Origin of the sequence: Pseudoalteromonas byunsanensis (assembly GCF_001854475.1) — a bacterium.
GTDB lineage: Bacteria > Pseudomonadota > Gammaproteobacteria > Enterobacterales > Alteromonadaceae > Pseudoalteromonas > Pseudoalteromonas byunsanensis.
In genome coordinates this window covers 145,374-170,140 of the sequence record NZ_MNAN01000032.1, presented here as the reverse complement: position 1 = coordinate 170,140, position 24,767 = coordinate 145,374, and the positions used below count along the sequence as shown (strand labels likewise).

The window sequence follows — 24,767 nt, the reverse complement described above, 5'->3', positions numbered from 1 at the left end:
TGTTACGGAGCCGTTTTGTACAAAATAAACGAAATCTTTGAAACCATTCAAGGTGAAGCCAGTTACACCGGTGTGCCATCAATTTTTTTACGTTTACAGGGGTGTCCTGTAGGGTGTGCATGGTGTGATACTAAGCAAACGTGGGAAGTTGACTCGACATATAAAATTTCGTTAGATGGTACGGTAGAGAAAAAAACAGACTCACAGTGGTGGGCTGAGGCTAATGCCGAACAAATTCTTGAACTGTTTCAGATGCGTGGCTACCTAGCAAAACACGTAGTGATCACTGGTGGTGAGCCGTGTATGTTTGATTTAGTTCCACTTTGCGAGCTGCTGCATCAGCATGGTTACAGTACACAAATTGAAACCAGCGGTACGTTTGAAATTAAAGTACCAGAGCAAACTTGGGTGACGGTTTCACCAAAGATCAATATGCGTGGAGGCTATGAAGTTTTAGCCAGTGCAATGCAACGAGCGAATGAAATCAAGCATCCGGTAGCGATGCAAAAGCATGTAGAAGAATTAGAAGCCTTATTTGAACAAACAGGTGTAACGCCGAAACTCGTGTATTTACAGCCTATCAGCCAAAAAGCCAAGGCAACCAAGCTAGCGATTGATACTTGTATGAAAAAGAACTGGCGCTTATCTGTTCAAGTACATAAGTACATAGGCATTAATTAAACTTCTAGCCATTAATAGGCGTAATAAAAAGTAATTGCTTCATTAAAAGGTACTTTAATTTATGTAAGGTACGCGCCTATTTTTACTCTTGGTTGTTATTATGAAGTTGAATCAAGCTGCTCTATCTTTGTCAGTTTCATGTTTACTTGCCGCTTGTGGTGGTAACGAGACACAAACAATAGATACCTTAGTTAACAAAATACCCGCCCGTTTTTCTACAAATGTTGTTCTTACCGATTACTGCAAAAATGAAATTTCGACAAGTGCTAGTGTCGTTTTTCATGATGTGAGTGGTGCACCTATTGAAATCACTGAGGTAAATGGGTTTGGACAGGTAAACTTGGAGATGCCCAAGGGTACTAAGCATGTGTCTGTCGTTACTTCAGTGTCTGAGTTCAACATCTATGAGACTCATCCATATGAATATATTAGGACTTATTTAGATGTAGAACATGGCTTAATGTTGCATAGAACGTCATTTTTAGACCGATCTAGGGATGGGAGGTATTCGGGATGTGGTTGTAAGTACCGCGCTAACTTTGACCTTTCACAAATTAATAGTAGTAATTTTTCAGCACAATTACACAATGCAACTTGGAACACCGTAGATGAGTCAATAAAAAATGTATGTAGTAGCTCGAAATATGCGTATATGACGATAAACTCTGACACCAATGGTACACCGCGCGCAGCTAAATATGACCTAACTCAAGGTGATGTTACGCCAAAAGGGTCGGACTTTGTTCATTATGGTGTTGCACTTAGTGATGCGAAAGTTATCAATGAAAAAGAAAGTCTAAGTGTCTCGGCCGTTGTTGGCAATCAAGAAGTTTTCACTCAAGACAGTAGTTTTGGTAACCCACATACATTGTACATTTTTCCACAGTTAGTTAAGTCAAATAAAATCACGTCTTATCTCACTGAACGCAATAGGGGGAGCCTAGGTAGTGATGCCATTTTATACTATTTTAAGTCCTCTAAGGTCGATGAAGATGGCTACTATCGAGATTTGAGTTATTTACCTGCTCAAGATGTTCATAGTGAATTTGTTCAAAGCTTTGTAAGTGCTGTTAATAACGACTCAATTAATACGAGTTTTAACTATTCTTCTATATCAGACACTGTTTTTTTAGTCTCGCATCAGTTGGTGCTCCGTAATGGTTTGAATACTAATATCAGATGGCATATAGAGTCAGGCGCACAGTCAACTATTCCTGAACTTTCGTTTGGCGATTTGCTTTTAGTCGACATGGAAAACCGTAAGATGATGGATCTTTCTGTCGAAATAAACGCAGGGGGTAGCGTTTCAAGTCATAGCGAAGCGCTTAAATACATTAGTCAAACGACTTTAGAACAACGTATTTTGGAAGGTAATGAGGATGTCTCTAGCGTCATCGTTTCTCTTTATCTCAATTAAACTGATGACAGTCAAGCTCCTATTCTTTTAGGATAGGAGCTTTAAGCGTCAGTTTAGTTATTTGCCTCTAAATGCGCAATCACTACTTGATGGTGGTCTTTTGTTTTAAATTTATTAAACACGTGTTTAATTTTACCATCTTGTCCAATTAAGAAGCTGATGCGATGAATACCGTCGTACTCTTTACCCATAAACTTTTTCAGGCCCCATACACCAAATGCGTCTGCAATGGCATGGTCTTCGTCTGATAATAGATCAAAGTTAAGATCTTTCTTGTTTTCGAAGTTTTTCAGCTTTTTTACAGGATCGGGGCTTATCCCAACGGCAACAGTGTTGAGTTTTGCCAACTCAGCTTTATGATCACGCAATTGCTCAGCTTGTACTGTACAACCCGGTGTCAATGCCTTTGGGTAGAAATACACAAGTACTTGGTTCTGCTCTAGCAAAGAAGCCAGAGAAACGGTTTCGTCGTTTTGGTTTTGTAATGAAAATAGTGGCGCTTGTTCGCCAGCGGTAAGTGTTTTCATGTCAATCCTTAGCGAATTCGTCTTAAAATGTAATCTACGTTCAATGTGTGAGAAAGATCTTCAAATTGGATTTTAAATTTATCTAAATCGACACTGCTGGGAATATTAAACTCCAGTTCACAACGCATATGTAATTGCTCATTTGTCTCGAATGTATCTGATTTCAGTGAGCAAATACTCACTTGTTGTTCTGCAAAAAAGCGCGTCACCTTGCTTAAGGTACCTGGAATGTCTAGGCCCTGATACTCAAGCGTGTACCCTGCGCTAAAATCACCTTGTTGATGAGAGCTTGTGCGTTTCATCATGGTCAGCAGACCAAGTTCCATCCCTTTAACCGGTAAACTATGTTCGACTCTACTAATAGCAGACATATCACCGCTAAGTAGCATAATAAACGTGAACTCGTTACCAAGAATAGCAATACGGCTATCAATGATATTACAGTGACAGTCACTCACAAGTTGCGTTAGCTCACTTACTATCCCTGAACGGTCTTCACCTATTGCGGTTAACACCAGTTGTTGATTGGCAAATGCAGTCATTAATGAAACCTAACCTCTGTAAATGTACTCTATCGGTACAAAGTGCCATGAAGAATACAGTGGACAATTGATATTTAACCAAAAATAGTACCACAGAACTCGGCGCTTAACATGCCTGTTTTGGGATTTATTACGGTACTGAGCGGATAATTTTAAGGCTTTCTTGTGTTTATTCCCATTGGAAAGTACCATAGTTGCAAATTTTTCGGTTGATAACAACTAACCTATTCATTCCTAATGAAGTTGTCATCTTATTAGGAATTTTTCGAATTGACAGTGAACCAAACCAGCATTCCCTACTCATAGTAATGAAATAAAAATCAACGGGTCTGCTAAGGAGAATAATCAGTGCAGTATTGGATCCCAAAAACGTTGGCTTTCAGCGTATTAATTGGTTTATCTGGATGTAGTGTTTTTACTAATGATGCGCATCACAAGCGTAATTATCGTGTAAACGAGCCCGTTAAGGTACCCGAGCACCTACAACAGCCATTACAAGATCCTACTTATAAAATGCCAGTAGCAAGTTTTGAAAGTGACCCAGAGGCAAAAAGTTATCGTCCACCCCAGCAGGTGTTGACGGTGGCCAAAGGTAGTTGGGTAGAAGAAAATGAGAACAAGGCTAGAGTTTATTTTGATAAAAATGATGGCATTGAAAACTTATCGGCGTTTATCTGGAAAGCTGTTGATAGTGTTGTGTCAGGGCATAACACCTCTTTGGAGCAAGATAATCGCGAACAGGGTGATGTAAGCACTGGGTGGTACTCACTCATCAAGCCAACAGAGGGTTGGTTTTGGGAGGATGATGCGACTGTTTCTGAACAAAAGTTCCGCTTTATGGTTGAGCAGAAAGAGCATCAAAGAACCGCTTCATTACGTGCCGAACTGGTGGATTATCGTAGTGACAATGCGCCTTTAAATGACTTACTTAAACAACAGTTAGAAGCAAGGGCTGTTAACGAAGTCGTTGCTGAGTTTGACTATTTGTATCGTATTTTAGAAGTTCAGTTGAGAAAACAGCAAGGTGTATTGTCCTTGGCTAATGGCTTTGATGACGATGGCAATGGTGCCATGCTCACAGATCAGAAACGTGATATCGTTATTGACAGATTTGCTGGATTTTTAGAACGTGTGAACTTTACCATTATCAAAATAAATAGAGGTGACGGTTTAATTTCAACCCGCTATGAAAAACCACAGGATAGTGTCTGGGATTCTATCTGGGGTGATGAGGCGGTACAACTTCCACTGGAAAGCGGCGATTATAAATTATCGGTTGCCACGACAAAGGACGGGAGTACGTCAATCACTTGGAGAGATGCGCAAGGAGATGTGTTAGATACAGATATTATGGCGCAGTTACAACAGGTACTCGTAGAAGTATTGCGCGATAAAGGCCTGACTATTTAATCAGTTGGTCGTTTTTTAATTGAGAAAAGAGCTTTAGGCTCTTTTCTTTGTTTTTGTAGGCTAAATATAATGACAACACAAACAAGTCGTACGGTGACGCCCGATTGGCGCACGCTTTTTGCTTTTATAGTTCCTTCATTGATCGGGGTGTTTTTATTTATGACCCCCGTTGCGATTGGTGAAGCGATGACGATTCCTATCGCTGTCATGGCAAAATCCCTACAGGGGTTTGTCGGGCCATATGTTGATAGTTTGATTCTCTTTGTGATCTGCACAACAGGTGTTATGAGCTTATTGGTAAAGTTTGTAAAGCCAGCACCTTTGATGAAAATCGCTTTGATCAAACACCTATTTGAAGTCAGCTGGATATGGCTTGTGACGCGTTTGGTCGGTATGGTGTTTATTTTGATGACTTACTTTCAAGTCGGTCCCAGTATTATCAACTCTTCACATACGGGCGCTTTAGTACTGAACGATTTACTACCTGTGCTCTTTTCTGTATTCATTCTGGCGGGGTTGTTATTACCTTTATTGCTGAATTTTGGTTTATTAGAACTGGTTGGTACCTTGCTAACTAAGATCATGCGCCCACTGTTTGGTGTGCCAGGTCGCAGTGCTGTTAACTGTGTAGCATCTTGGCTTGGTGATGGTAGCGTTGGAATTTTGATGACCGCTCGCCAATATGAAGATAAGTATTACACCCAAAAGGAAGCAGCTATAATAGGTACGACATTTTCAGCTGTATCTATTACTTTTTGCCTAGTTGTTATCGGCCAGGTAAAGCTAGAGCATCTGTTTGCTCCGTTCTATTTAACTGTATGTTTAGCAGGCTTTGTTGCCGCGATTATTGTGCCTCGTTTACCTCCGCTTAGATTCAAAAGTAATACTTACATTGACGACACTGTACCTGATAGTGATGCAGAGGCGGTGCCTGAAGGAAAAACACTATTTAAGCATGCGCTTGATGTAGCGTTGACAAAAGCACAAAAAGCACCGGGTGTTAAAGGCACATTGCAAGAAGGTGTGAGTAACGCACTTGATATGTTATTCGCTGTTCTACCTGTGGTTATGGCGGTGGGCACGTTAGCGCTAATTGTTGCTGAGCACACATCGATTTTCCAAGTGCTGGGTACTCCATTTGTGCCTTATTTAGAACTATTGAATGTACCTGAGGCAGCACAAGCTGCGCAAACTATTGTGGTTGGCTTTGCTGATATGTTTATTCCATCAATTTTGGCGGCCAGTAACATTGAAAGCGACGTAACGCGCTTTATTATTGCTGCGATGAGTGTGACTCAGTTGATCTACATGTCTGAAGTCGGCGCGCTATTATTAGGTAGTAAAATCCCAGTGAATTTACTGGAGCTTTTTGCAATTTTTATCTTGCGCACCTTAGTGACTTTACCAGTGATAGCATTTATGGCGCATTGGCTAGTAGGATAGAGTAGGCGTCTGACGAGGTTGAACATCTTTTCATGTTCAACCTTATCTTATTTTTGCTCTTTATTGTTTTCATTGGGTTTTGTTTGCTTATCAATTTTACCTTTGAAATCAAATTTAGCTGAGTACTTGAGCAATGCGATGTTACTCCATATAACAGCAATAACTGTCGCAATGATGAGCACGACGTGCCAAGTTTCTAGTTGCTCTAACATGTTTTTACCCTTCAGACTGACTACTACAGATAGTGTAGCTGCTTAAGGTAAGGATATGAAACCTCTGAGTCAAACCATAAGAATTGTTAAGCAATTTTATTGCGATGTTGGTATCATTCACCTAACAGTCAGACTAAAGCACTTAGGCTGATACAAGTCGTAAATTTGGTTTTAAATAAGGTGAATAACTCGCTCATGGAACATGTTTTACTGTGGCCATCTCAGTACCCTTTATTACTGCGTGGGTTAATAGAACAAAATGGGGCATTTATATTAGATGCTTTGGAATCTTGGCCAAGTTGTAGTACGAGTAAAGATGAACAAGGTGTAGAGACAACCATTCTTCCTCCTGTGTTTTACTTGCAATGGCTAAAGCCTCTTGAGCCATTTGAGTCATGTTATTTTCAACACATAGATGAATATGACCAGCAGCAGCAGGCTTACACGCAGCAGCTATTCGCACATATTGAACAATCTGATATGACCCGTCAGGCGATTTGTATCATGTTGTTGGAACGTCTTGCCCAGTATAGTGACCTAGCGTCACAAATTGAATCTACTGAGCTCCCAAACTTTTTTGAATTGCTCATCAATTTAAAGCATGAACAGGTATTTGAATGGTGCTTGGCAGCTCAAATGTCACTTACAGCTCACGAAGTTGTCACCGCGTGGCAGACAGAAGAGTTTAGAACCGCTATCGAGATGCATATTGAAACATGTATTGCAGATAGAGCGCAAACGGCCACGTTAGCCACAGATAAACTGTTGCTCGGTGAGGAGTATTACTCACTTTTAGAATTGCTTTTTGAAGACAAAGCAGAAATATCTCTACTGTTAGAGCAGTCTTTGTTGGCTCAAGTAATGCTTGATGATGTGAAACAACCTAAGCTGATGGGCCTATTGGCACAAGGTGCCCAAGGCACAGTGCGAGATGAAGAAGGGCGCTCTGCGCTTATGTGGGCGGTTGAAAAAGGGTTTGTGAATGTAGTTGAAAAGCTTATCACATACCACGATATTAATGACCGTGATGAGCAAGGTCAGACGTTGATGCACTTTGCAGTTAAGTCTAATTTGGCAAGCATGATTGATTTGATGATTGCGTCGGGAGTTGATGCAACTCAAGTGGACATACATGGCCAAAGCCCTTATCGCTTAGCCATGAAGCTTTCAGCATTGGTGGCTAAAAAGACCTTAGAGCAGCACGGTATTAAAGAGCTTTCCGACAAAGGGAAGTTGTTGAAAATAAAGCAGGTACATATCTTATATGCATTGGCTAGTTTATTGCTGCCAATTCAGCTGGCGTTGTTTTTTAGCGAAAAAATAGAAGATAAGTCTTTGTTTGTATGGGGAGGAACAGCCATTGGACTGTTGTTGTTTGCATTCGCTCGTAATGTTAGACGTGGTCAGTTGTATCCTAATCTATCTCATCCTTGGTCATTAAAAGGATTGACAGCGATTAGCTGGTTGAGTGTGAGTGTACAAGTTTTGTTCGCTTTGTTAATTCTGAGTGCCTTTTTCAGAGGCTAGAGCATGACTGCTTTAGCCTCTAGGCGCTAGCATCAGTCTCTCTTGTCAGTCTGGTGCGCTGCTTTTTCATCAGCCAGCTCATCTTTTAGCTTACGTATCCTCAAGCCTAATTCTTGGCCTCTGTGGCGAGCGTAGTAAGTGCATCCTACAAACATAGATGTTGCAAATACCAACTCTAAGATCACCCACACGAGCTCATCGGGAGCCACCCAAAGCAAGCTTAAGCCGTGAATAAAGTAAATCATAACAATGAAGTTAGCCCACGCGTAGGTGTATGGTTTGTCCTGAATTATGCCCTTTAGCGGTAATAATAGTGGCAATATATAGACCACAAATATAAAGCCGTTACTGTAACCCTCTCGAGGGACCAGGATAAAAAGCCAAATTGGCATCAGTAACAATAGCCCCACATAGCCAAACAAAGCCAGTCGTTGATAGGTAATGGTGATGGGCTGTTTAATTGGTTTTGTCATTTTAGTTTACTTGCAATGTTAAATAATCGAGTACCAACGGCACGACAAATTCTCTTTTCGCATTCGCTTAACTCGTTCGAGTTATCACTCCCAGCAACATGAGTGGCACCATAAGGGGTCCCACCAGAGCGGGTGCTTAACAGTTCCGGCACGTCATAAGGCACACCCAGCAGCATCATACCATGATGCAACAAAGGTAGAGATAAATTGAGTAAAGTGGCCTCGTTACCACCATGCATACTGCTAGAAGAAGAAAAAACACATGCTGGTTTGTCAATGAGTTGACCTTTAAGCCAGATATCGCTGGTGGTTTCCCAAAAGGTTTTGGCTTGCGCTGCCATCATGCCAAATCGTGTTGGGGTGCCAAATGCTAAGGCATCACACTCGATAAGGTCAGATTTACTGATGATCTGATCGTGTTCACGCTTTTTTTCGAAGGTCCTGAGTTTGACATCCGCGCCATGAAACTCTAACGCATCGCTGATCTCATGTGCCATGGCCTCCACAGAGCCATGGCTTGAGTGATATAGGACAACTACAGTGACCATTAAAGAATATTCAATACAGATTCAGGCGGGCGTCCTAGCGCTGCTTTGCCATTGTTTACCACAATTGGACGCTCAATCAGTTTCGGGTTATCAATCATAGCTTGGCGCAGTGTTGCTTCGTCAGTGTCTTTGCTCAGACCTAGCTCTTTGTAGAGTGTTTCTTTACTACGTACAAGCTGATGAGCAGAATCAAAACCAAGTTGTGTCAGTAACTCACTCAATGTTTCTAAACTAATTGGGTCTTTCAAATATTCCACGACATTAGCGGTGACGCCTTGTGTTTCGAGCAGTGCAAGTGTTTCGCGAGATTTCGAACAGCGAGGGTTGTGATAAATAATAACTGACATAATAGGTCCTGATAATTTTTTGCTTATTTTAAAGGATGTATGCTTCGACTTAAAGCTTAGCGAGCTCTTTTTGCATTTGTCTATATTGACTCAATAGCGCTTTGAGTCTGGCTTCTTTAACTGTTTCTTGCTCATTTATATGATTCAAGGCTCGTTGGATCTCATCCGCAGCTTTAATATAAGCACCATACTGGGCAAGTAAGTTGGCATACATTTCATGATAGGCCGCTTCGTCATCTTGTTGCTTATACACTTTAGTGAGTAAATCTTTGGCCAAAGTACTGTCTGGCTTATCGAGTAAAAATAGCTTAAGGACTTTTTCTGCGGTATCAAATTGTTTGGCTTCAATTGCAGCATTGGCAAGGTTTAATGTTAGCACTTGGTTGTTTGGTCGAAACTCGTATTTTAACTGCAATAATTTAGTGGCTTGATCAGGCTGCTTTTGGGCGATCAGTAAATCGGTATAAGCATCGAGATAAAACAGGTTGTTCTCGTCCTGTTTTAATAACTTGTCTAACAAAACTTGTGCTTGATCCAACTTTTCTTGATCTAACAATGCCAGTGCTAGCCCATATTCAAGGGCTTGTTTACTCATCTCAGTTGCTTTAAGTCGTAACTGGCTTTCGAAATAAGCTTGCGCATCTTCACTTTTATATTGGTAACGCGCAAGTACACGACTTTTTGCTAGATCAAACTTCAGACTGGCTGGCACATAACGCGTTGTAAACTGCTGTGCTCTGAGTCTGACATCTGACACTCGTGAATCAGGTAAAGGGTGAGTAAGTAAAAATGTGGGAGGCTTTGTTTGATAACGTACTTGAGCCGAAAGTTTAGATAAAAACTCACTGGCTTGTGATGGGTCAAAGCCGGCTTCATACAGTGTTTGCATACCAAACCTGTCTGCTTCTTGCTCTGCCTTTCTGCTATGAGTTAGCTGGCTTAACTGTGCTTGTGTCGAGTTTGCCGCTAATATTGCCATACCAGCATCAGGCGCCACGACGGTTGTCAAAATTCCCGCTATCATGCCAGCGATAGTGAGTGCACTATTATCTTTAGCCTGTTGTATACGTCTGGCAAGGTGACGCTGAGTTACGTGGGCAATCTCATGGCCCAAAACCGAGGCTAACTGAGATTCATTGTCAGCTTGTGCTATTAAGCCGGTGTGAACGCCAACGTGACCACCATAGAACGCAAATGCGTTAATCGCTTGATTATTTACCCAAAAAAAAGAAAATGGGAAGCGCACGTCATTAGCGTTGGCTACCAGCTTATTGCCTAAGCTGGTTAAATACTCATCAAGCACGGGGTCTTGCACAAGTGGCGACTGGCTTCTGATCTGCATCATCATGACTTCGCCGATGGCTTGTTCTTTTTCTAGTGGTAGCACCTGTAGTGCGGAAGTGCCTAAGTCAGGTAACTTTAAGGCGCTTTGTCCGTGACTGGCTTGGCTCGCAATCAGCATCGCCGTTCCAACTGCGGCACGGACCAGAGAAGTAAGTTGCATATTATTCCTTCTTAATACCTTCACCGTATTTAAGGCGAGCAAGATCATATTCATCGCTGCTGGTACGGTTTTCTTTTTCACACATCAAATAAAAATCTTTTATTGTGACCCCATCAACAGACGTGATGTTCAATTCGGCTTGCAAAAAACTAATAACTTTGTGTACAGCTTTATGTGCATGAAGTATTAGGGCTTTGTCTGCTGTGTCCCCACGTTCAAAATAAAATCCAATAAATTTGTGTAGCTGATTGATTCTAAGTAGTCCTTTCATACTATGTGGATCCCATATATTGAATCCAAGGAAGCGATTGTCTCGCATGTACTTGTCGACCTTTACGTTTTTTGCAACAGGAAAGGCCCACAGCTCATACCCTCTTTCTGTGAACACTTGGTGCAAGGATACTTGAGGTTTGTCATCGCAAAAAATCACACCGTGGTCGTCTTCGTAACCACCCAAAAGTTCTAGATTCCAATTTCGTCTATCAAGTACTCTTTTGACGGCATTATCAAAGCCATGATGTAATATCCCCTCTGTTTCACTAATTGATGATGCTACCATGTGATAGAAAGGGGGGAGTTCACCCCAATTAATCTGTTTTTTATACCAATTTATTTCTTTGAGAGTAGGGTTTGTAGGCAAGATAGCCTTGCTATTTGCTCTGGACATGGCCGGCAATACTCCAATTCTATTTCTATATAAAAGAATAAACCATTGTTTGATGTCAGGCCATAGTATAGGACTTTTAAGTTGATTTAGCTTAGTGCTACCATATGACATTGTAGGTATGCGAAGTCATATGGTAGGGAGTTAAAAAGGTGGACGCGAAAACTCTAATTAAGGTGGACCTGTCCACATATCAGTGTCCTCAATTGTTTGTACAGTTTAAGTGGCACCTGCGCCAAGCTCAACAATCTGATTCTAAAGTTCAGTTTTATTATCATCAGGAACAAGATATTAGTGATATAGTCCGTTACCTGGATCAACATCAATATTTATATAAGCACTGTAATGGTGCTCAGCCATCCATAGAGGTTAGCATTAAGCATGTTTGACTTAGTAAAAGCTTGGTACAAAAATAAGTTTTCAGACCCTCACTCCGTTACGTTACTGTTGTTGTTGATTGCATCAGTAGCTGTATTATATTTTTTTGGACCTTTTGTTGTGCCTGTGTTGGTTGCGCTGGTGATAGCATATTTATTAGATTGGCCGGTGACGAGACTACAGTGTTTGGTGCCTAATAGGGTGTTGGCAACGACATTGGTTATTCTGCTTTTTGTTGGGCTGTGCCTTGCTATGTTGTTGGGTATCGTACCGGTATTGTGGCACCAATTGAGTAATTTACTTCAAGAAAGCCCACACATGATAGAGCAAGGTAAGGCATTTTTGTTACATTTACCCCAAGATTACCCCGCGCTGATTTCCGAAGAACAAGTACGCACTTTAGTGACCAGCGTTGAGTCTAAAGCTTTTGAGCTGGGGCAAATGTTAGTGTCGGTATCTTTGACGTCTTTGAAAGATGCAGTTGCATGGCTTATTTATCTGATTCTTGTACCATTACTCGTATTCTTTATGCTTAAAGATAAAGTCGTGCTGATGCGCGGTATCGAAAGTTTAATTCCAAGAGAGAGACGTCTAATTAGTCAAGTTTGGTCTGAAATGGACCATCAAATCATGAATTATATTCGTGGTAAGGTGTTTGAAATAGGGATTGTTGGCGGTGCAAGTTTTATTGCCTTTTCGATACTAGATTTGCGCTACTCTGCTTTGTTGGGAGCGCTTGTTGGCTTATCTGTGCTTATTCCTTTTGTTGGCGCAGCATTGGTTACTATTCCCGTTGCTGCGGTTGCTATGTTTCAGTTTGGCGTTGAGGCACAGTTTTGGACCGTGATTATTGTCTATGGGATTATTCAAGCATTGGATGGCAATGTATTGGTTCCGCTACTTTTTTCAGAGGCTGTGGACCTAAATCCAGTTTATATTATTGTGGCTGTGTTGTTCTTCGGTGGACTGTGGGGTTTTTGGGGGGTATTTTTTGCTATTCCGCTGGCATCATTGGTAAAGGCGTTAGCAAATGCTTGGTCAAACAAGCGTGAAGCTCCTGAAAGTAAAGAGGAAAAAGGCACTATATAGTGCCTTTTTTTATTTAGCAGGCCCGGTACTCTCACGTATTACAATACTCGGTGTGAAAGTGGTTTTTATATCTTTGTCTTGCTTCCTAGACCCTCTTGCTTTACTAAACAACAGCCTAGCAGCATGTTCAGAAATCACATCATTAGCCTGATGTGCAGTGGTCAACTTTGGCCATGTTTGACGAGAGAAGGGAGAGTCCTCAAATCCTGTGATAGAAAGCTCTGATGGTATGTCAATATTCATCAACCTGGCTGCAAACAAGGCTCCTGCTGCGACCTCATCGTTACCACCTAGAATGGCGGTGATCATATTAGGATTGCCATCTTTTAGTAATTCTTTGGCGCCATTTACACCTGACTCGAATGAATAGCTACCTTCATATAACAAATCATCGCAAGGTTCAATGTTGTGGTCTTTCAAGGCTTGATGATATCCAGCCAACCGCTCTGAAGTAGATTTGTGCTCTTTATCACCCAACACAAAAGCGATGCGCTTGTGGCCTAATGAGATCAAATGTTCGGTGATTTCATATGCTGCTGCGAAGTCATTCACTAAGATACAGTTGTTGCGTTCAGAAATATCACCTTCGCGACCAGAGAGTAATCGCACATATTGCACACCTAACTCGTCAAGCATGTCGATAATACTCTGTTGTTCAGACAATGGTGGCGTCAGTACAAGCCCTGCCAGACGTGAGCGTTTGATCATGGTCTTGAATTCGTCTTGCATATTGTCATCAAGATAGCTACATGGATGTATGACCAATTCATACCCTTCATCTTTACAGCGAGAGAGCACACCATTTTGCATGTCTATGACATAGTAAGCGTTAGGGTTATCGTACACGAGCCCGATAGCAAATGAGGAAGTGCCAGCCAGATTTCGTGCAGCAATGTTAGGTTGATAGTTCAACTCATTTACTGCACTCATTACTAAATCATAGGTTTTTTTACGAACCGAAGGTTCTTTATTGATCACCCGTGAGACGGTCTTCATAGAAACACCGGCTAACTTAGCGACATCATTAATGGTGACTTTCATTTTTTTGTTCTTTTATGTACGAGAGCATGTAGTTCGCTCAAAATTCATTAAATGATCATGTGAGTAGCTTAGTCTATCTAATCTAAAACAAAAATAGCAGTACAAATATAACAAATAAATGAATGATACCGGTGTCAAAAAGATAAAATTGCGTTATTATCCACATTGTAGAATTGAAAATTAGATAATTGACAGCGTTGTCATTCTGGCATATTGTAAATGCTGAAAATAATCTTTTGCTTGTTGAAACAGCCCTTTAAGCTGAACAATGAGCGGTTTTGTATAGTAGAGGAATGAGTATGAGTTGCCGCAGTGAATTGAGTAGTTGGAAAGCTTTAGAGCAATCAGCAACAAAATTAAAGCAACAACATTTGAAAACCTTGTTTGCACAAGATCCGGCGCGTTTTGCCAAATTTTCATGTCAAATTCCAGGGGTTTTATTTGATTACTCAAAGCAACTTATTGATGATGAAGTATTTTCTCAACTTGTTTCACTTGCAGAGCAGACGGATATAGCAACGTGGCGTAGTAAAATGTTTAGCGGAGAAAAAATAAACTTCACTGAGCAGCGCGCGGTGTTGCATGTGGCGCTTAGAAATAGAGCCAACTCTCCAATAATGGTAGATGGGGAAGATGTAATGCCCTTGGTTAACACCGAGTTGGCAAAAATTAAAGCATTCACCGAAAAGGTGCGTGGTGGCCAATGGCTAGGCTATACGCAAAAGCCAGTGCAAGACGTTGTAGCCATTGGCGTGGGGGGCTCTAACCTAGGCCCTCAAATGGTTACAGAAGCGTTGAAGAACTATGCTGATGATACGCTTAACGTACATTATGTCTCTAATGTTGACGGTGTGCAGCTCGCTGGGGTGTTAAAAAACCTAAACCCTGAAACGACGTTGTTTGTGGTTTCTTCGAAAACTTTCACTACGTCAGAGACGATGACCAACGCACGATCGGCTGTAAAGTGGTTTTTAGAACACGCACAGCAACAAGAAGCCATTGCAAAGCATTTTGTTGCGGTAAGTACGAACCTAGACAAAACCCGTGAATTTGGAATAGCGGATGAAAACGTGTTTACGATGTGGGATTGGGTTGGTGGCCGCTTTTCGCTTTGGAGCGCGATAGGTTTGCCCATCGCGTTGTACGTGGGTTTTGAGCGATTTATTGAGGTGTTAGAGGGGGCGTTTGAGATTGATGAGCATTTCCAAAATACGTCATTTGATAAAAACATTCCTTTAATTATGGCCTTGTTAAGCGTATGGAATAGTAGTTTCTTGGGGCATACCGCACAGGCGATTTTACCTTATGACCAGGCGCTACACATGCTACCTGCTTATTTGCAACAAGGTGAAATGGAAAGTAACGGCAAACATGTTACCTTTGCCGGTAACGCCGTGCCATATACTACGGTGCCACTGATCTGGGGTATGACGGGAATCAATGGTCAGCATGCGTTTTATCAGTACTTACACCAAGGTAATACCGTAGTACCAGCAGACTTTATTGCATCACTTAAGCCGCAAGTGGATGTTGGTCAGCATCATGATATTTTGTTATCAAACTTTTTCGCGCAAACAGAAGCGATGATGACGGGTGTAGACGAACAGCAAGTTCGTGCTGATCTAACAGCTAAAGGAAAGTCTGAGCAAGAGATTGAGCAATTACTTGCTCATAAAATACATCAGGGTAACAGACCAACGACATCAATATTACTTGATATTGTTGACGCAAAAGCGGTAGGCCGACTGATTGCGTTATATGAACATAAAATTTTCTGTCAGGGCATATTATTGCAAATATGCTCATTTGACCAATGGGGTGTGGAGCTTGGCAAAGGCCTAGCATCGACCATTGAAGCTGAGCTAACAAAAGAAGGGGTTAGTAACCCTCATGATAGCTCTACGGCAGGTTTGATTGCATATTATAAAAATAATAGATAATTGAAATAAATTCGCTTTCTTTGTGAAAGCAACCAGTTCACTCAATGTGAAAAATATACCTTTGAACGGGTAGCGCTGGAGTTCTTAGGGCCTGTATTTTTGTGAGAGGAATTACAGTGCCCCTAAGGCTCATTTAACAGGCTGACATTTCTTCATCAGCCACTCCTGATGAGGCAATTTAGGTTTTAGAATTGCTGCCTGACTTTGTAGTTGAACTGTTGTTACAATCGAATTCATTACCGCTAAAACGCGGATAGTTTGGTAGGCTAGGAATATGGCATGACCAGACATTAACAATAAATGCGCAGACAGTGAACAGGACTGATTTGCTGCGCTTAACCTTGTAGAGAGTAATTTATGCTTAATCCTTTTGATATTGTAATTTTTGGTGGGGGCGGAGACTTAGCACTACGCAAGCTATTGCCTGCAATGTATCGCGCATATCAAGAAGGTAACCTACCTGAAGGCTCTCGTATTTTGCCGACTGTTCGAGAAGAAAGTAAACAACAAGAATATGTCGAAACAGCACAACAGGCACTGAAGTCTTTTTTAGGTGATGGGGAGTTTAATAATCGTGATTGGAAAGCATTTTCACAGTACTTAGTGCCTGTGGTTATTAATGTTACCGAGGCTGATAACCATTGGGATGAATTGCGTGCGATTTTGCAGCAAGATGCAGAAGATAAGTCTCGAGTATTCTATTTGTCACTTCCTCCAGCTGTTTATGGTACTTGCTGTGAAATTCTGTCAAAGAAAAAGCTAATTACAGCAACATCGCGAGTTGTAGTTGAAAAGCCTATCGGTTACTGCGGCGAATCAGCAGAAGAAATTAATGGCAAGATTGCGCAGTACTTCTCAGAAGAGCAGATTTTCCGTATTGACCATTATCTGGGTAAAGAAACTGTACAGAATTTAATGGCATTAAGGTTCTCAAATGCATTGTTTGAGAATTTATGGGACGCAAAGTCAATTGATAATATCCAAATAAGTATCTCAGAGACCGTGGGTCTTGAGTCGCGCGCAGGGTTCTATGATAAAGCGGGCGCACTGCGAGACATGGTACAAAATCATTTGCTACAGCTACTTTGTTTAGTGGCTATGGAATCTCCACACAAGCTTAACGCCAACAGTATTCGCGCAGAAAAATTGAAAGTATTGGAAGCGCTACGCCCACTAGTGGATGAGCAAGTAGATGATAATATCGTACGTGGTCAATACGTGCCTGGAGAGCTTGGGGGGAAAATGGTCCCAGGTTACTTGGAAGAGTTGGGCGAAGGCTCGAGTAAAACTGAGACCTATGTAGCAATTCGTGCAAATATTGATAACTGGCGTTGGGCTGGCGTACCATTTTATCTAAGAACCGGTAAGCGTATGAAAAAGCGTTGTGCTGAAATTGTTGTAGAGTATAAGCGTGTTTCGCACAATGTTTATGACGAATCTGTGGGACCAATTCAGCCAAACCGTCTTGTTATTCGCTTGCAGCCAGAAGAGACTATCCAGCTAACTCTGATGTCTAAGCGTATGGATAATCTGAACATGGAGTTGCAGCCAGTTACATTAAATATTGAACTTAGCCAGCAATATGGATCTAGTTTTCACTCAGATGCATATAAGCGCTTAATGCTAGATGCCGCAGCTAATAATCCTGCTCTGTTTATCCACCGTGACGAAGTTCGTCAGGCATGGCAATGGATCGACCCAATTATTGAGCGTTGGCAAACTAAAGGGGCTCCTGCGCTTTATCGTGCTGGCTCTTGGGGCCCAGAAGATGCTGATGAGTTGCTACAGGAGAATAATCATGCATGGTTCAATGTTGGAGAACAAGCTTAATGGCGAAAATATCAGAAAGATTTTTTGAATCAAAAGAAGAACTTAGTAATTCTTTAGCTAGTTTGCTTGAAGCAGGTCTTGTGGCGGGCATCGAGCAAAAAGGTAACGCTGTTCTTATGGTATCGGGTGGTTCTTCACCTGCGCCTGCTTATCGACACCTTTCACAGTTACCTTTAGCATGGGATAAAATTTCTGTAGCTATGGTTGATGAGCGCTGGGTTGATGCTGAACACGAAAAATCAAATGAGGCTTTTATCAGGTCGACGCTTTTGCAAAACTATGGTGCAAAAGCTAACTTTGTCACCATGAAAAATTCTGCTGCAACGGCGCAAGCAGGGCAGGCAGAATGCGAACAAGCTTATCGTGAACTCGGTAAGGCTGATGTTACGATTTTAGGAATGGGTCCAGACGGACACACCGCCTCTTTGTTTCCCCATGCAGATGGGCTTAAAAATGGTCTAAATACAACTGATGTTGTATGTGCGATAAATGCAAAGCAAAGTGATGTAACGGGCAGTATCACAGAGCGTATGACTTTGACTTTAAATGGAATCGCAAATTCTCAACAAGTTGTGTTACTGATCAGTGGAGATGAAAAGCGTGCTATGTATGAGCAAGCTAAGCAGCCAGGTTCAGAGTTAGACATTCCGCTAAGGGCTGTCTTAAACCATTCAGATATTAATTTAACGGTTTTCTGGTGTCCGTGAGACAAAAGTAGACACAAAATATAATATGCAAGGCATTGCTGAGACAATGCCTTACATGATTTCACTATCTCTAAATACCAGCTCAGCCCGTTACTTCTAATCGACCTATCCCCCCAAGTACATCTAACAGTTCGCTTTTTTAACTAGTAAGCGTTATATAATCTTAAATTACCCGCACGGAGCCCAGTAAGCGCTGTGTTTTTCTGGTGATGGACCTAGACATTGGGAGCTTGAATATTTATAATGACAGCGTTGTCATTTTGCGTATTATTACCCTTGAACACTTCTGCCAAAGTTTCGTTACGTCAGCACAACTATTCTCTATTGCTATAAGAGAGCCGCTATTTCTTACTTACATGTCTAAAAAATACATTTTTGTCCCCAAAATATGTATCTCCATGTTATATTCTATCTAGAATTTGTAACAAAGCATAATATAGGTAAATTAATGTTGTTTTAAATCAAATGCTTAATTTTATTGTTGAATATTTTTTGATTAATTTGACAAAAAAGATGTAGCGGATTTGTAATTTACGGTGTATGGTTTGTTATTAGATGACAGCGTTGTCATCATCACTGGGCAGAAGTGATTAAAAAATCCAACAAAATGATTCAAGGGGAATCCTGTGTTAGCTAATAATTTTAAAAAAAGCTTACTAGCAGTTAATGTCGGACTTGTACTAGGTGCAAGCGTATCGGGCATGGCTTATGCTGCTGATGAAAACCAAGTTAAAGAAGATGTTGAAGTTATTGAAGTACGCGGTATACGCCGCTCACTTGAAGCTGCAATAAATACTAAGCGCTTTGCAAACTCAGTCGTTGACGCTGTATCAGCAGAAGATGTGGGTAAGTTCCCTGATAGTGATGTAGGTGAAGCTCTAGGTCGTATTTCTGGTGTTTCAGTAGGTCGTCAGTTTGGTCAAGGCCAGCAGGTTTCAATTCGTGGTGCATCAGCTCAACTTACTCGTACTCTTTTAAATGGACACACTGTTGCATCAACAAACTGGTACGATCAACAAGCGATTGACCGCAGTTTCAACTATTCATTGATGCCTTCAGAAATGGTTGGTGGTATTGATGTGTATAAGTCTTCACAGGCTGACCTACCCGAAGGTGGTGTGGGTGGTGTGATTATTGTTAAATCACGCAAACCATTAGACTTAGATGCGAATACTATCTACGGCAGCGTTAAATTTGATTATGGCTCGGTTTCTGAAGCGTGGGACCCTGAAGTATCTGGTTTATACAGCTGGAAGAACGAAGATGAAAACTTCGGTGCATTGGTCGCCTTATCACGTAAAGATACTGAATATCAGCGCCGTGGTACTGAAACAATTTTATCTTGGGGTGGTGCTGTTGCGCCGTCAGTATTCAAGCAAGACCGTGAGCGTACAGCGGCAAATATAGCGCTACAATATACGCCAACAGAAGAGTTAGAATTCGGTCTAAACTACACCTCATTAGATCTTCAAGCTGACAATATCAACAGCTCATTATTTTTGTTCTCACAAGGCGCTGATGCAGCTCGTTGGATCCCATTTGGTGATAAATACAGTAATGGTGGTGTAACTGAGAACCCAGTCGATGGTCCATTGGGTAACATGCCAGAGTGCCAGGCTAAAAATGTAGCTGGTATCTGTGTTAAGAGCACGTTGGACGAACTAGCTGGTGGTAGCTGGGGTCAAACTTGGGTTCGTGATGCAGAAATGAACTCAAAGACACTAGAGGTCAATGGTAAATATTCAGGTGATGGCTTTGTCGTTGATGGCCGTATCGGTACAACTAAGTCTGAAGGTGGTACAAACTTCACTGCAGCACAGCGTAACGGTATTGGTGTAGCGTCAGATTTCGCTGGTTTATATGATGCATCGGGTAAAGAGTACATCGTAAATACCGCAGTAAAATCTTGGACTCACGAAGATTTCGTAGGTGACCTTGACCTTCCTGGTTGGTCAATTAGAAGTCAACCTAACACTGATGAAGAAGATTTTGTACAAGGTAACGTTAAGTTCTTCGTAGACTTTGGTGCAATCACATCAATTAAAACAGGTTTCTCATTTGCTGAGCATACCGTTGAAGAAAAAACATTTTGGCCAAACCCACGCGTAGCGGCTGAAAATGTTATTGCTGGTACGCCGGGTGATCTTTACCTAGACAGTCAACTACAACTTGGTCAAGGTTTCTTGTTCCCAGAAGCAAATTATGATGCTTTACTAGCACGCGCAAAGAGCGGTTTGGGTGAATGGGAACTACTTCGCTCTGGTTACGGTACAATTGAAGAAGAGAACTTTGCAGCGTATGTGATGGCTGAGTTTGAAGCTGAAGGTATTCGCGGTAACTTTGGTCTTCGTTATATCAAAACTGATGCAGAGTCTGATTTCTATGCAGTTGATTTTGACGGTATTGCAAAAGGTCAGTATGCAGCTGGTGGTGCGTTAGAGGGTTATCAGGCATACGAAACATCTCTATCAACAGAGAAAGCGAGCTATAACGATGTACTACCAAGCATCAACATAGTTTTCGATTTAAGCGAAGATTTAATCTTACGTACTTCTGCGGCACAGGTAATCGCTCGTCCTAACTATGCAAATATGTTTGCCCGTCAAGAACAAAACGGTTACAACGATGATATCGAGGGCAATGAAGTATTATCAAAAGGCTCTCCAGCGTTGCGTCCATTTAAGGCAACTCAGGCGGATTTGAGCTTAGAGTGGTATTATGACAGTAGTGCACTATTATCATTCACTTACTTCATCAAAGATATTTCTAACTTCACTACGGCAGCGTTGGTTCAGGATCAAAAGTTAGGCATTATTGATAACTTTGGTAATGACAATTGGACCTTGAGTACACAGAAAAATGCGACTGGCGGTAAGATCGAAGGTTTCGAGCTTCAATGGCAGAACTCATTTGATAGTGGCTTCGGTTACGTAGCAAACTACACATTTGTTGATGCAGCTGCAGAAAAAGAAAACTATGCTGACTTAGTACCAGAATTCTCTGATTCTTCTAAGCATACAGTTAACCTTGTGGGTTACTATGAAGGCGATGATTTCACAGTACGTGCAGCGTATAACTGGCGTTCGGAATATATGATCCGTGAAGGCGCTAAGTTCTACGGTAACCGTATGCACGATGACTATGGTACTCTCGATTTATCAGCAACTTATACTCTTACTGATTCAATCGGTTTAACACTTGAAGTGGTGAACTTATTAGAAGAAGATAGTATTCAGTATGGTGCTGCACCAACAGAAGCGTCTGTTAAAGATGAGTTGAAGAATAACTACCCAGCGTGGTCTTTTGAAGGTGAAAGACGTATTATCGCGGGCGTGAACTTCCGCTTCTAAGCAATGTCATTAATAAGCCCAGCTAGCGCTGGGCTTTTTTGTTTTTGTAACTTTGAAAAGGGTCTGATGTGCATTCAATTACGATCGTCGGTGGTGGCACCGCTGGGTGGATGACCGCAACATTAATAAATCAAGCTTATAATAAACACCATAAACTGGTTGATATCAGACTAATTGAAAGCCCTGATGTGGATATCATCGGTGTAGGTGAGGCGACAGTACCGGCCATTAAAGATTTTCTACAGGCAGCTGGTATAGATGAAGCTGAATTTATGAACTACTGTAATGCAACTTTCAAAAATGGCATTATGTTTGAAAATTGGAGACAGCCGAAGCATGGTAAAATGCACAGGTACGTTCATCCATTCGATTTCGAACGTGTTGAAAAACGCCTAGATATAGCTACTTCTTGGGTGCTATCAGAACGACAAAGGCCATTTGATGAATCAGTATCTCTTGCAAGTACACTTATTCAACACAATCTGACCCCCAAAACGCGCACGACTAAGCCATATCATGGCATTGTTCATTATAGTTATCATATGGATGCTAGACTTTTTGGGCAGTTCTTACGTCAGCGTGCTATGGCGGCTGGAGTGACGAGAATTGAAGCTCACGTTGAAAGTGTCAATACGGATAACGGTCAAATATCATCAATAGCAACAACACAAGGTCTATTCGAGTCTGATTTATTTATTGACTGCACAGGTTTTCGGGCATTATTGATAAGTGCCTTAGAAGAAAAGTCTAGCAATTGGCGCAGCTATCAAGATGAGCTAATGTGTGATAGTGCGGTGACGGTTCAGATACCTCATAGTGAAGAGCACATTCCGCGTTCGTATACTGTGGCACATGCTTTGAGTTGCGGCTGGGCATGGAGCATTGACTTACAAAACCGTACTGGCAATGGTTATGTATACTCAAGTAAGTACTGTTCGAAAGAGCAAGCAGAGCTGGAATTTAGAAACTATTTAAAATTAGATAATAATGTAGCGCTAAACCACATTGATATGTCAGTTGGTCGACGCAAAAGACACTGGATTGGGAACTGCGTAGCAATAGGACTCGCAGGGGGATTCATAGAGCCGCTTGAATCTACCGGCCTACACCTTATTTTTCTTGCCGCCCGCTTTTTGGTTTTACATAATAATTTTCAATATTGTGAAGCCAATATTGCAGGTTTTAATCAAACGATGAATGCAACCTACGATGAACTCAAAGACTTCATTGTGACGCATTACGTTTTATCTGACAGAGATGACTCTGACTTTTGGCGTGATATCAGCAAAACTTTGGATGCATGCCCACAATTAGCGCAGAAATTGGATTTGTGGCAGTCGAAAGTGTGTGAGTTTTTTGATGTGTCAAACAGCACGTCACATATGTTTACGGATACCAGTTATCGCTATATCTTGTTTGGTATGGACCATATACCTCAGATCAAAATTCCTTATTTTGACGGAGAGTTCACTGATGTTTTTGAATTCGTAAAGAGTCGCCAGCAAAAGGCGGTAGCAATTGCATTGAATCATGTGGATTACTTTTCTTACGATGTTAAGGGTCAAGTTACGGTGAAGTTATCACAATGAATAAATCTCATTATATTGAAAATTATGTTGTTGTTGGTGGTGGCACTGCCGGATGGATAAGCGCATGCTTACTTGCAAGTAAGCTAAAAGATGATCCCAGAAAGTCTGTAACACTAATAGAAGCGCCTGATATTCCGATTATTGGAGTAGGTGAGGGGACGGTGCCTTCTATTCGCAATACTTTGAAGAAAATAGGTATTAGTGAGACAGAGCTGTTTCGTGAGTGTGATGCGACATTTAAGCAATCTATAAAATTTGTGAACTGGAATGATAAGTATCGACATCGTGGTAAAAACTTTTATCACCACCTTTTTGACTACCCTATGCCATTTGGGGATGACCTTTCCTCATATTGGAAACAGCAGCGCAATGATGAACTAACCTCTGCAAGTTTTGCACAATTCGTTTCAATTCAATACGATGTTGCTGAAAGTGGCTTAGCGCCAAAGGATATGACAAACGCTCAGTATGAAGGGGTATGTGATTATGCTTATCATATTGATGCGCATAAATTTGCTCAGTTGCTTAAGACGCATGCGATCCGAAACCTAAATGTCCAATATATCCAAGATAAAGTGATTGATCTCAAACTTGACAGTAGTGGCCATATTCAATCGCTGTTATTAGAGCAACAAGGTGAGAAGAGCTATGACTTCTATGTAGACTGTAGTGGCTTTTCAAGCTTTATATTAGGACAAAAGCTACAAGTACCATTCAAATCTCAGTCAGATATTATTCTTACCGATACAGCTTTAACTATACAAGTACCAGCAGTCGATGAGGCTATTCCACCATATACCATTTCAACAGCACATCAAGCTGGTTGGATTTGGGATATCGCGTTGACGCAAAGAAGAGGTGTAGGGTTAGTTTACAGTAGTCAATTTATGGATGAAAACGCAGCCCTTGAGAAATTAAGCCGTTACACACAAATGGATCTAACTGATAGCTCAGTTCGAAAAATTGATATGCAAATAGGCTACCGAGAAAAGTTCTGGCATAAAAACTGTGTGGCTATAGGGTTATCACAGGGGTTTGTCGAGCCACTCGAAGCAACTGCTATTTTACTATCTGATTTTTCGGCTAATTTATTGTGTAATAAATTACCGGATTCTTACCAGCAACTTTCTTTATTGGCGAGCCGTTACAATCAAAGGGTGGAGTACGCGTGGCGAGGTGTGGTGGATTTCGTTAAGTTACATTATTGCATTTCAGATCGGAATGACAGCGAGTTTTGGCGGGCAAATCGCAACCCCAATAGCATACCGGTATCTTTGCAAGATAAGTTAGCATTGTGGCAACACTGCGCTATTTCGAAGGATGATTTTTTCAGTAAGTTTGAAGTATTTGATATTGAAAACTATCTCTATGTGTTGAATGGCATGAACTTTACTGGTGGTTCGCAGTTTATGAGTGGACAGGCCAGACATAATTATGCGGAGCAGGTTCAGCGGGTAAAAGATACAGCCGCTGTGTATAAGCAGAAGTTACTCTCTCATCGAGAGTTAATTAACAAAATTTATCAATATGGCTTGCCAAAGGTATAAA

General features: G+C 41.3%; 21 protein-coding genes. 12 read left to right on the top strand and 9 right to left on the bottom strand.

The window, feature by feature from the left end:
- Positions 1-15: 15 nt before the first annotated feature.
- A complete protein-coding gene (gene queE, locus BIW53_RS12715; RefSeq protein ID WP_070992393.1) occupies positions 16-681 on the top strand; it encodes a 7-carboxy-7-deazaguanine synthase QueE in 666 nt (221 codons plus the stop codon).
- A 100-nt stretch (positions 682-781) separates the two neighbouring features.
- Positions 782-2,098, top strand: coding sequence for a hypothetical protein (locus tag BIW53_RS12710; protein WP_070992392.1), 1,317 nt, complete (start codon positions 782-784; stop codon positions 2,096-2,098).
- A 53-nt stretch (positions 2,099-2,151) separates the two neighbouring features.
- Here BIW53_RS12710 and bcp read toward each other — a convergent pair whose 3' ends face one another.
- Both bcp and BIW53_RS12700 read right to left on the bottom strand, forming a co-directional pair.
- Entirely contained in the window at positions 2,152-2,625 is a 474-nt protein-coding gene (bcp, locus tag BIW53_RS12705) for a thioredoxin-dependent thiol peroxidase (protein WP_070992391.1), read from the bottom strand.
- Positions 2,626-2,633: 8 nt separating this feature from the next.
- Positions 2,634-3,167: a glycine cleavage system transcriptional repressor gene (locus BIW53_RS12700; RefSeq protein WP_070992390.1), complete on the bottom strand. Its 534-nt coding sequence runs from the start codon at positions 3,165-3,167 to the stop codon at positions 2,634-2,636.
- A 348-nt stretch (positions 3,168-3,515) separates the two neighbouring features.
- On the opposite strand from BIW53_RS12700, the gene bamC reads away from it, so the two are divergent.
- Complete coding sequence (gene bamC / locus BIW53_RS12695) at positions 3,516-4,577, top strand: outer membrane protein assembly factor BamC (protein WP_070992389.1); 1,062 nt, start codon at positions 3,516-3,518, stop codon at positions 4,575-4,577.
- A 69-nt stretch (positions 4,578-4,646) separates the two neighbouring features.
- Positions 4,647-6,020 carry a YjiH family protein gene (locus BIW53_RS12690; RefSeq protein WP_070992388.1) on the top strand — a complete coding sequence of 458 codons (1,374 nt, stop codon included), beginning with the start codon at positions 4,647-4,649 and terminating at the stop codon, positions 6,018-6,020.
- Positions 6,021-6,067: 47 nt separating this feature from the next.
- Here BIW53_RS12690 and BIW53_RS20535 read toward each other — a convergent pair whose 3' ends face one another.
- Positions 6,068-6,232 carry a DUF2897 family protein gene (locus BIW53_RS20535; protein WP_084228154.1) on the bottom strand — a complete coding sequence of 55 codons (165 nt, stop codon included), beginning with the start codon at positions 6,230-6,232 and terminating at the stop codon, positions 6,068-6,070.
- A gap of 195 nt (positions 6,233-6,427) precedes the next feature.
- On the opposite strand from BIW53_RS20535, the gene BIW53_RS12685 reads away from it, so the two are divergent.
- Positions 6,428-7,759 carry an ankyrin repeat domain-containing protein gene (locus tag BIW53_RS12685; RefSeq protein WP_070992387.1) on the top strand — a complete coding sequence of 444 codons (1,332 nt, stop codon included), beginning with the start codon at positions 6,428-6,430 and terminating at the stop codon, positions 7,757-7,759.
- Positions 7,760-7,791: 32 nt separating this feature from the next.
- On the opposite strand, the gene BIW53_RS12680 is transcribed toward BIW53_RS12685, so the two are convergent.
- Genes BIW53_RS12680 through BIW53_RS12660 form a run of 5 tightly spaced genes read right to left on the bottom strand, consistent with a single transcriptional unit; the run spans position 7,792 to position 11,298 of the window.
- Positions 7,792-8,232, bottom strand: coding sequence for a DUF2069 domain-containing protein (locus tag BIW53_RS12680; RefSeq protein WP_070992386.1), 441 nt, complete (start codon positions 8,230-8,232; stop codon positions 7,792-7,794).
- Entirely contained in the window at positions 8,229-8,780 is a 552-nt protein-coding gene (gene wrbA, locus BIW53_RS12675) for an NAD(P)H:quinone oxidoreductase (protein ID WP_070992385.1), read from the bottom strand. Before wrbA ends, BIW53_RS12680 begins: the two co-directional genes overlap by 4 nt.
- Positions 8,780-9,127 (bottom strand): arsenate reductase (glutaredoxin), encoded by a 348-nt coding sequence (arsC, locus tag BIW53_RS12670; RefSeq protein WP_070992384.1) that lies wholly within the window; start codon positions 9,125-9,127, stop codon positions 8,780-8,782. The genes wrbA and arsC overlap by 1 nt, the downstream gene beginning before the upstream one ends.
- Positions 9,128-9,176: 49 nt before the next feature.
- On the bottom strand, positions 9,177-10,631 hold the full coding sequence (gene bepA / locus BIW53_RS12665; protein WP_070992383.1) for a beta-barrel assembly-enhancing protease: 1,455 nt from the start codon (positions 10,629-10,631) through the stop codon (positions 9,177-9,179).
- Between the two features lies 1 nt (position 10,632).
- Positions 10,633-11,298, bottom strand: coding sequence for a hypothetical protein (locus tag BIW53_RS12660; RefSeq protein ID WP_070992619.1), 666 nt, complete (start codon positions 11,296-11,298; stop codon positions 10,633-10,635).
- 378 nt (positions 11,299-11,676) lie between these two features.
- On the opposite strand from BIW53_RS12660, the gene BIW53_RS12650 reads away from it, so the two are divergent.
- Positions 11,677-12,762, top strand: coding sequence for an AI-2E family transporter (locus BIW53_RS12650; RefSeq protein WP_070992381.1), 1,086 nt, complete (start codon positions 11,677-11,679; stop codon positions 12,760-12,762).
- A 9-nt stretch (positions 12,763-12,771) separates the two neighbouring features.
- On the opposite strand, the gene BIW53_RS12645 is transcribed toward BIW53_RS12650, so the two are convergent.
- The gene (locus BIW53_RS12645) at positions 12,772-13,803 is read right to left on the bottom strand and encodes a LacI family DNA-binding transcriptional regulator (RefSeq protein WP_070992380.1); all 1,032 of its coding nucleotides are present in this window, start codon (positions 13,801-13,803) and stop codon (positions 12,772-12,774) included.
- Between the two features lie 299 nt (positions 13,804-14,102).
- Between BIW53_RS12645 and pgi the strand changes: the two genes are divergently transcribed.
- From pgi to BIW53_RS12615, 6 genes are all read left to right on the top strand, one after another.
- A complete protein-coding gene (pgi, locus tag BIW53_RS12640) occupies positions 14,103-15,743 on the top strand; it encodes a glucose-6-phosphate isomerase (protein ID WP_070992379.1) in 1,641 nt (546 codons plus the stop codon).
- Positions 15,744-16,100: 357 nt separating this feature from the next.
- Complete coding sequence (gene zwf / locus BIW53_RS12635) at positions 16,101-17,573, top strand: glucose-6-phosphate dehydrogenase (RefSeq protein WP_070992378.1); 1,473 nt, start codon at positions 16,101-16,103, stop codon at positions 17,571-17,573.
- Complete coding sequence (gene pgl, locus BIW53_RS12630) at positions 17,573-18,280, top strand: 6-phosphogluconolactonase (protein WP_070992377.1); 708 nt, start codon at positions 17,573-17,575, stop codon at positions 18,278-18,280. Before zwf ends, pgl begins: the two co-directional genes overlap by 1 nt.
- A 626-nt stretch (positions 18,281-18,906) precedes the next feature.
- Positions 18,907-21,630, top strand: a complete 2,724-nt coding sequence (locus BIW53_RS12625) for a TonB-dependent receptor (RefSeq protein ID WP_070992376.1) — start codon at positions 18,907-18,909, stop codon at positions 21,628-21,630.
- A gap of 68 nt (positions 21,631-21,698) precedes the next feature.
- Positions 21,699-23,219 carry a tryptophan halogenase family protein gene (locus tag BIW53_RS12620; RefSeq protein WP_084228153.1) on the top strand — a complete coding sequence of 507 codons (1,521 nt, stop codon included), beginning with the start codon at positions 21,699-21,701 and terminating at the stop codon, positions 23,217-23,219.
- The gene (locus BIW53_RS12615; RefSeq protein ID WP_070992375.1) at positions 23,216-24,766 is read left to right on the top strand and encodes a tryptophan halogenase family protein; all 1,551 of its coding nucleotides are present in this window, start codon (positions 23,216-23,218) and stop codon (positions 24,764-24,766) included. The genes BIW53_RS12620 and BIW53_RS12615 overlap by 4 nt, the downstream gene beginning before the upstream one ends.
- Position 24,767 lies beyond the last annotated feature (1 nt).

Excerpts from the sequence above, each read along its gene's own strand:
- BIW53_RS12710 (WP_070992392.1), top strand. The coding sequence starts at position 782 with ATGAAGTTGAATCAAGCTGCTCTATCTTTGTCAGTTTCATGTTTACTT.
- bcp (WP_070992391.1), bottom strand. The coding sequence starts at position 2,625 with ATGAAAACACTTACCGCTGGCGAACAAGCGCCACTATTTTCATTACAA.
- BIW53_RS12700 (WP_070992390.1), bottom strand. The coding sequence starts at position 3,167 with ATGACTGCATTTGCCAATCAACAACTGGTGTTAACCGCAATAGGTGAA.
- BIW53_RS12690 (WP_070992388.1), top strand. The coding sequence starts at position 4,647 with ATGACAACACAAACAAGTCGTACGGTGACGCCCGATTGGCGCACGCTT.
- BIW53_RS20535 (WP_084228154.1), bottom strand. The coding sequence starts at position 6,232 with ATGTTAGAGCAACTAGAAACTTGGCACGTCGTGCTCATCATTGCGACA.
- BIW53_RS12685 (WP_070992387.1), top strand. The coding sequence starts at position 6,428 with ATGGAACATGTTTTACTGTGGCCATCTCAGTACCCTTTATTACTGCGT.
- BIW53_RS12680 (WP_070992386.1), bottom strand. The coding sequence starts at position 8,232 with ATGACAAAACCAATTAAACAGCCCATCACCATTACCTATCAACGACTG.
- wrbA (WP_070992385.1), bottom strand. The coding sequence starts at position 8,780 with ATGGTCACTGTAGTTGTCCTATATCACTCAAGCCATGGCTCTGTGGAG.
- arsC (WP_070992384.1), bottom strand. The coding sequence starts at position 9,127 with ATGTCAGTTATTATTTATCACAACCCTCGCTGTTCGAAATCTCGCGAA.
- bepA (WP_070992383.1), bottom strand. The coding sequence starts at position 10,631 with ATGCAACTTACTTCTCTGGTCCGTGCCGCAGTTGGAACGGCGATGCTG.
- BIW53_RS12660 (WP_070992619.1), bottom strand. The coding sequence starts at position 11,298 with ATGTCCAGAGCAAATAGCAAGGCTATCTTGCCTACAAACCCTACTCTC.
- BIW53_RS12650 (WP_070992381.1), top strand. The coding sequence starts at position 11,677 with ATGTTTGACTTAGTAAAAGCTTGGTACAAAAATAAGTTTTCAGACCCT.
- BIW53_RS12645 (WP_070992380.1), bottom strand. The coding sequence starts at position 13,803 with ATGAAAGTCACCATTAATGATGTCGCTAAGTTAGCCGGTGTTTCTATG.
- pgi (WP_070992379.1), top strand. The coding sequence starts at position 14,103 with ATGAGTTGCCGCAGTGAATTGAGTAGTTGGAAAGCTTTAGAGCAATCA.
- zwf (WP_070992378.1), top strand. The coding sequence starts at position 16,101 with ATGCTTAATCCTTTTGATATTGTAATTTTTGGTGGGGGCGGAGACTTA.
- pgl (WP_070992377.1), top strand. The coding sequence starts at position 17,573 with ATGGCGAAAATATCAGAAAGATTTTTTGAATCAAAAGAAGAACTTAGT.
- BIW53_RS12615 (WP_070992375.1), top strand. The coding sequence starts at position 23,216 with ATGAATAAATCTCATTATATTGAAAATTATGTTGTTGTTGGTGGTGGC.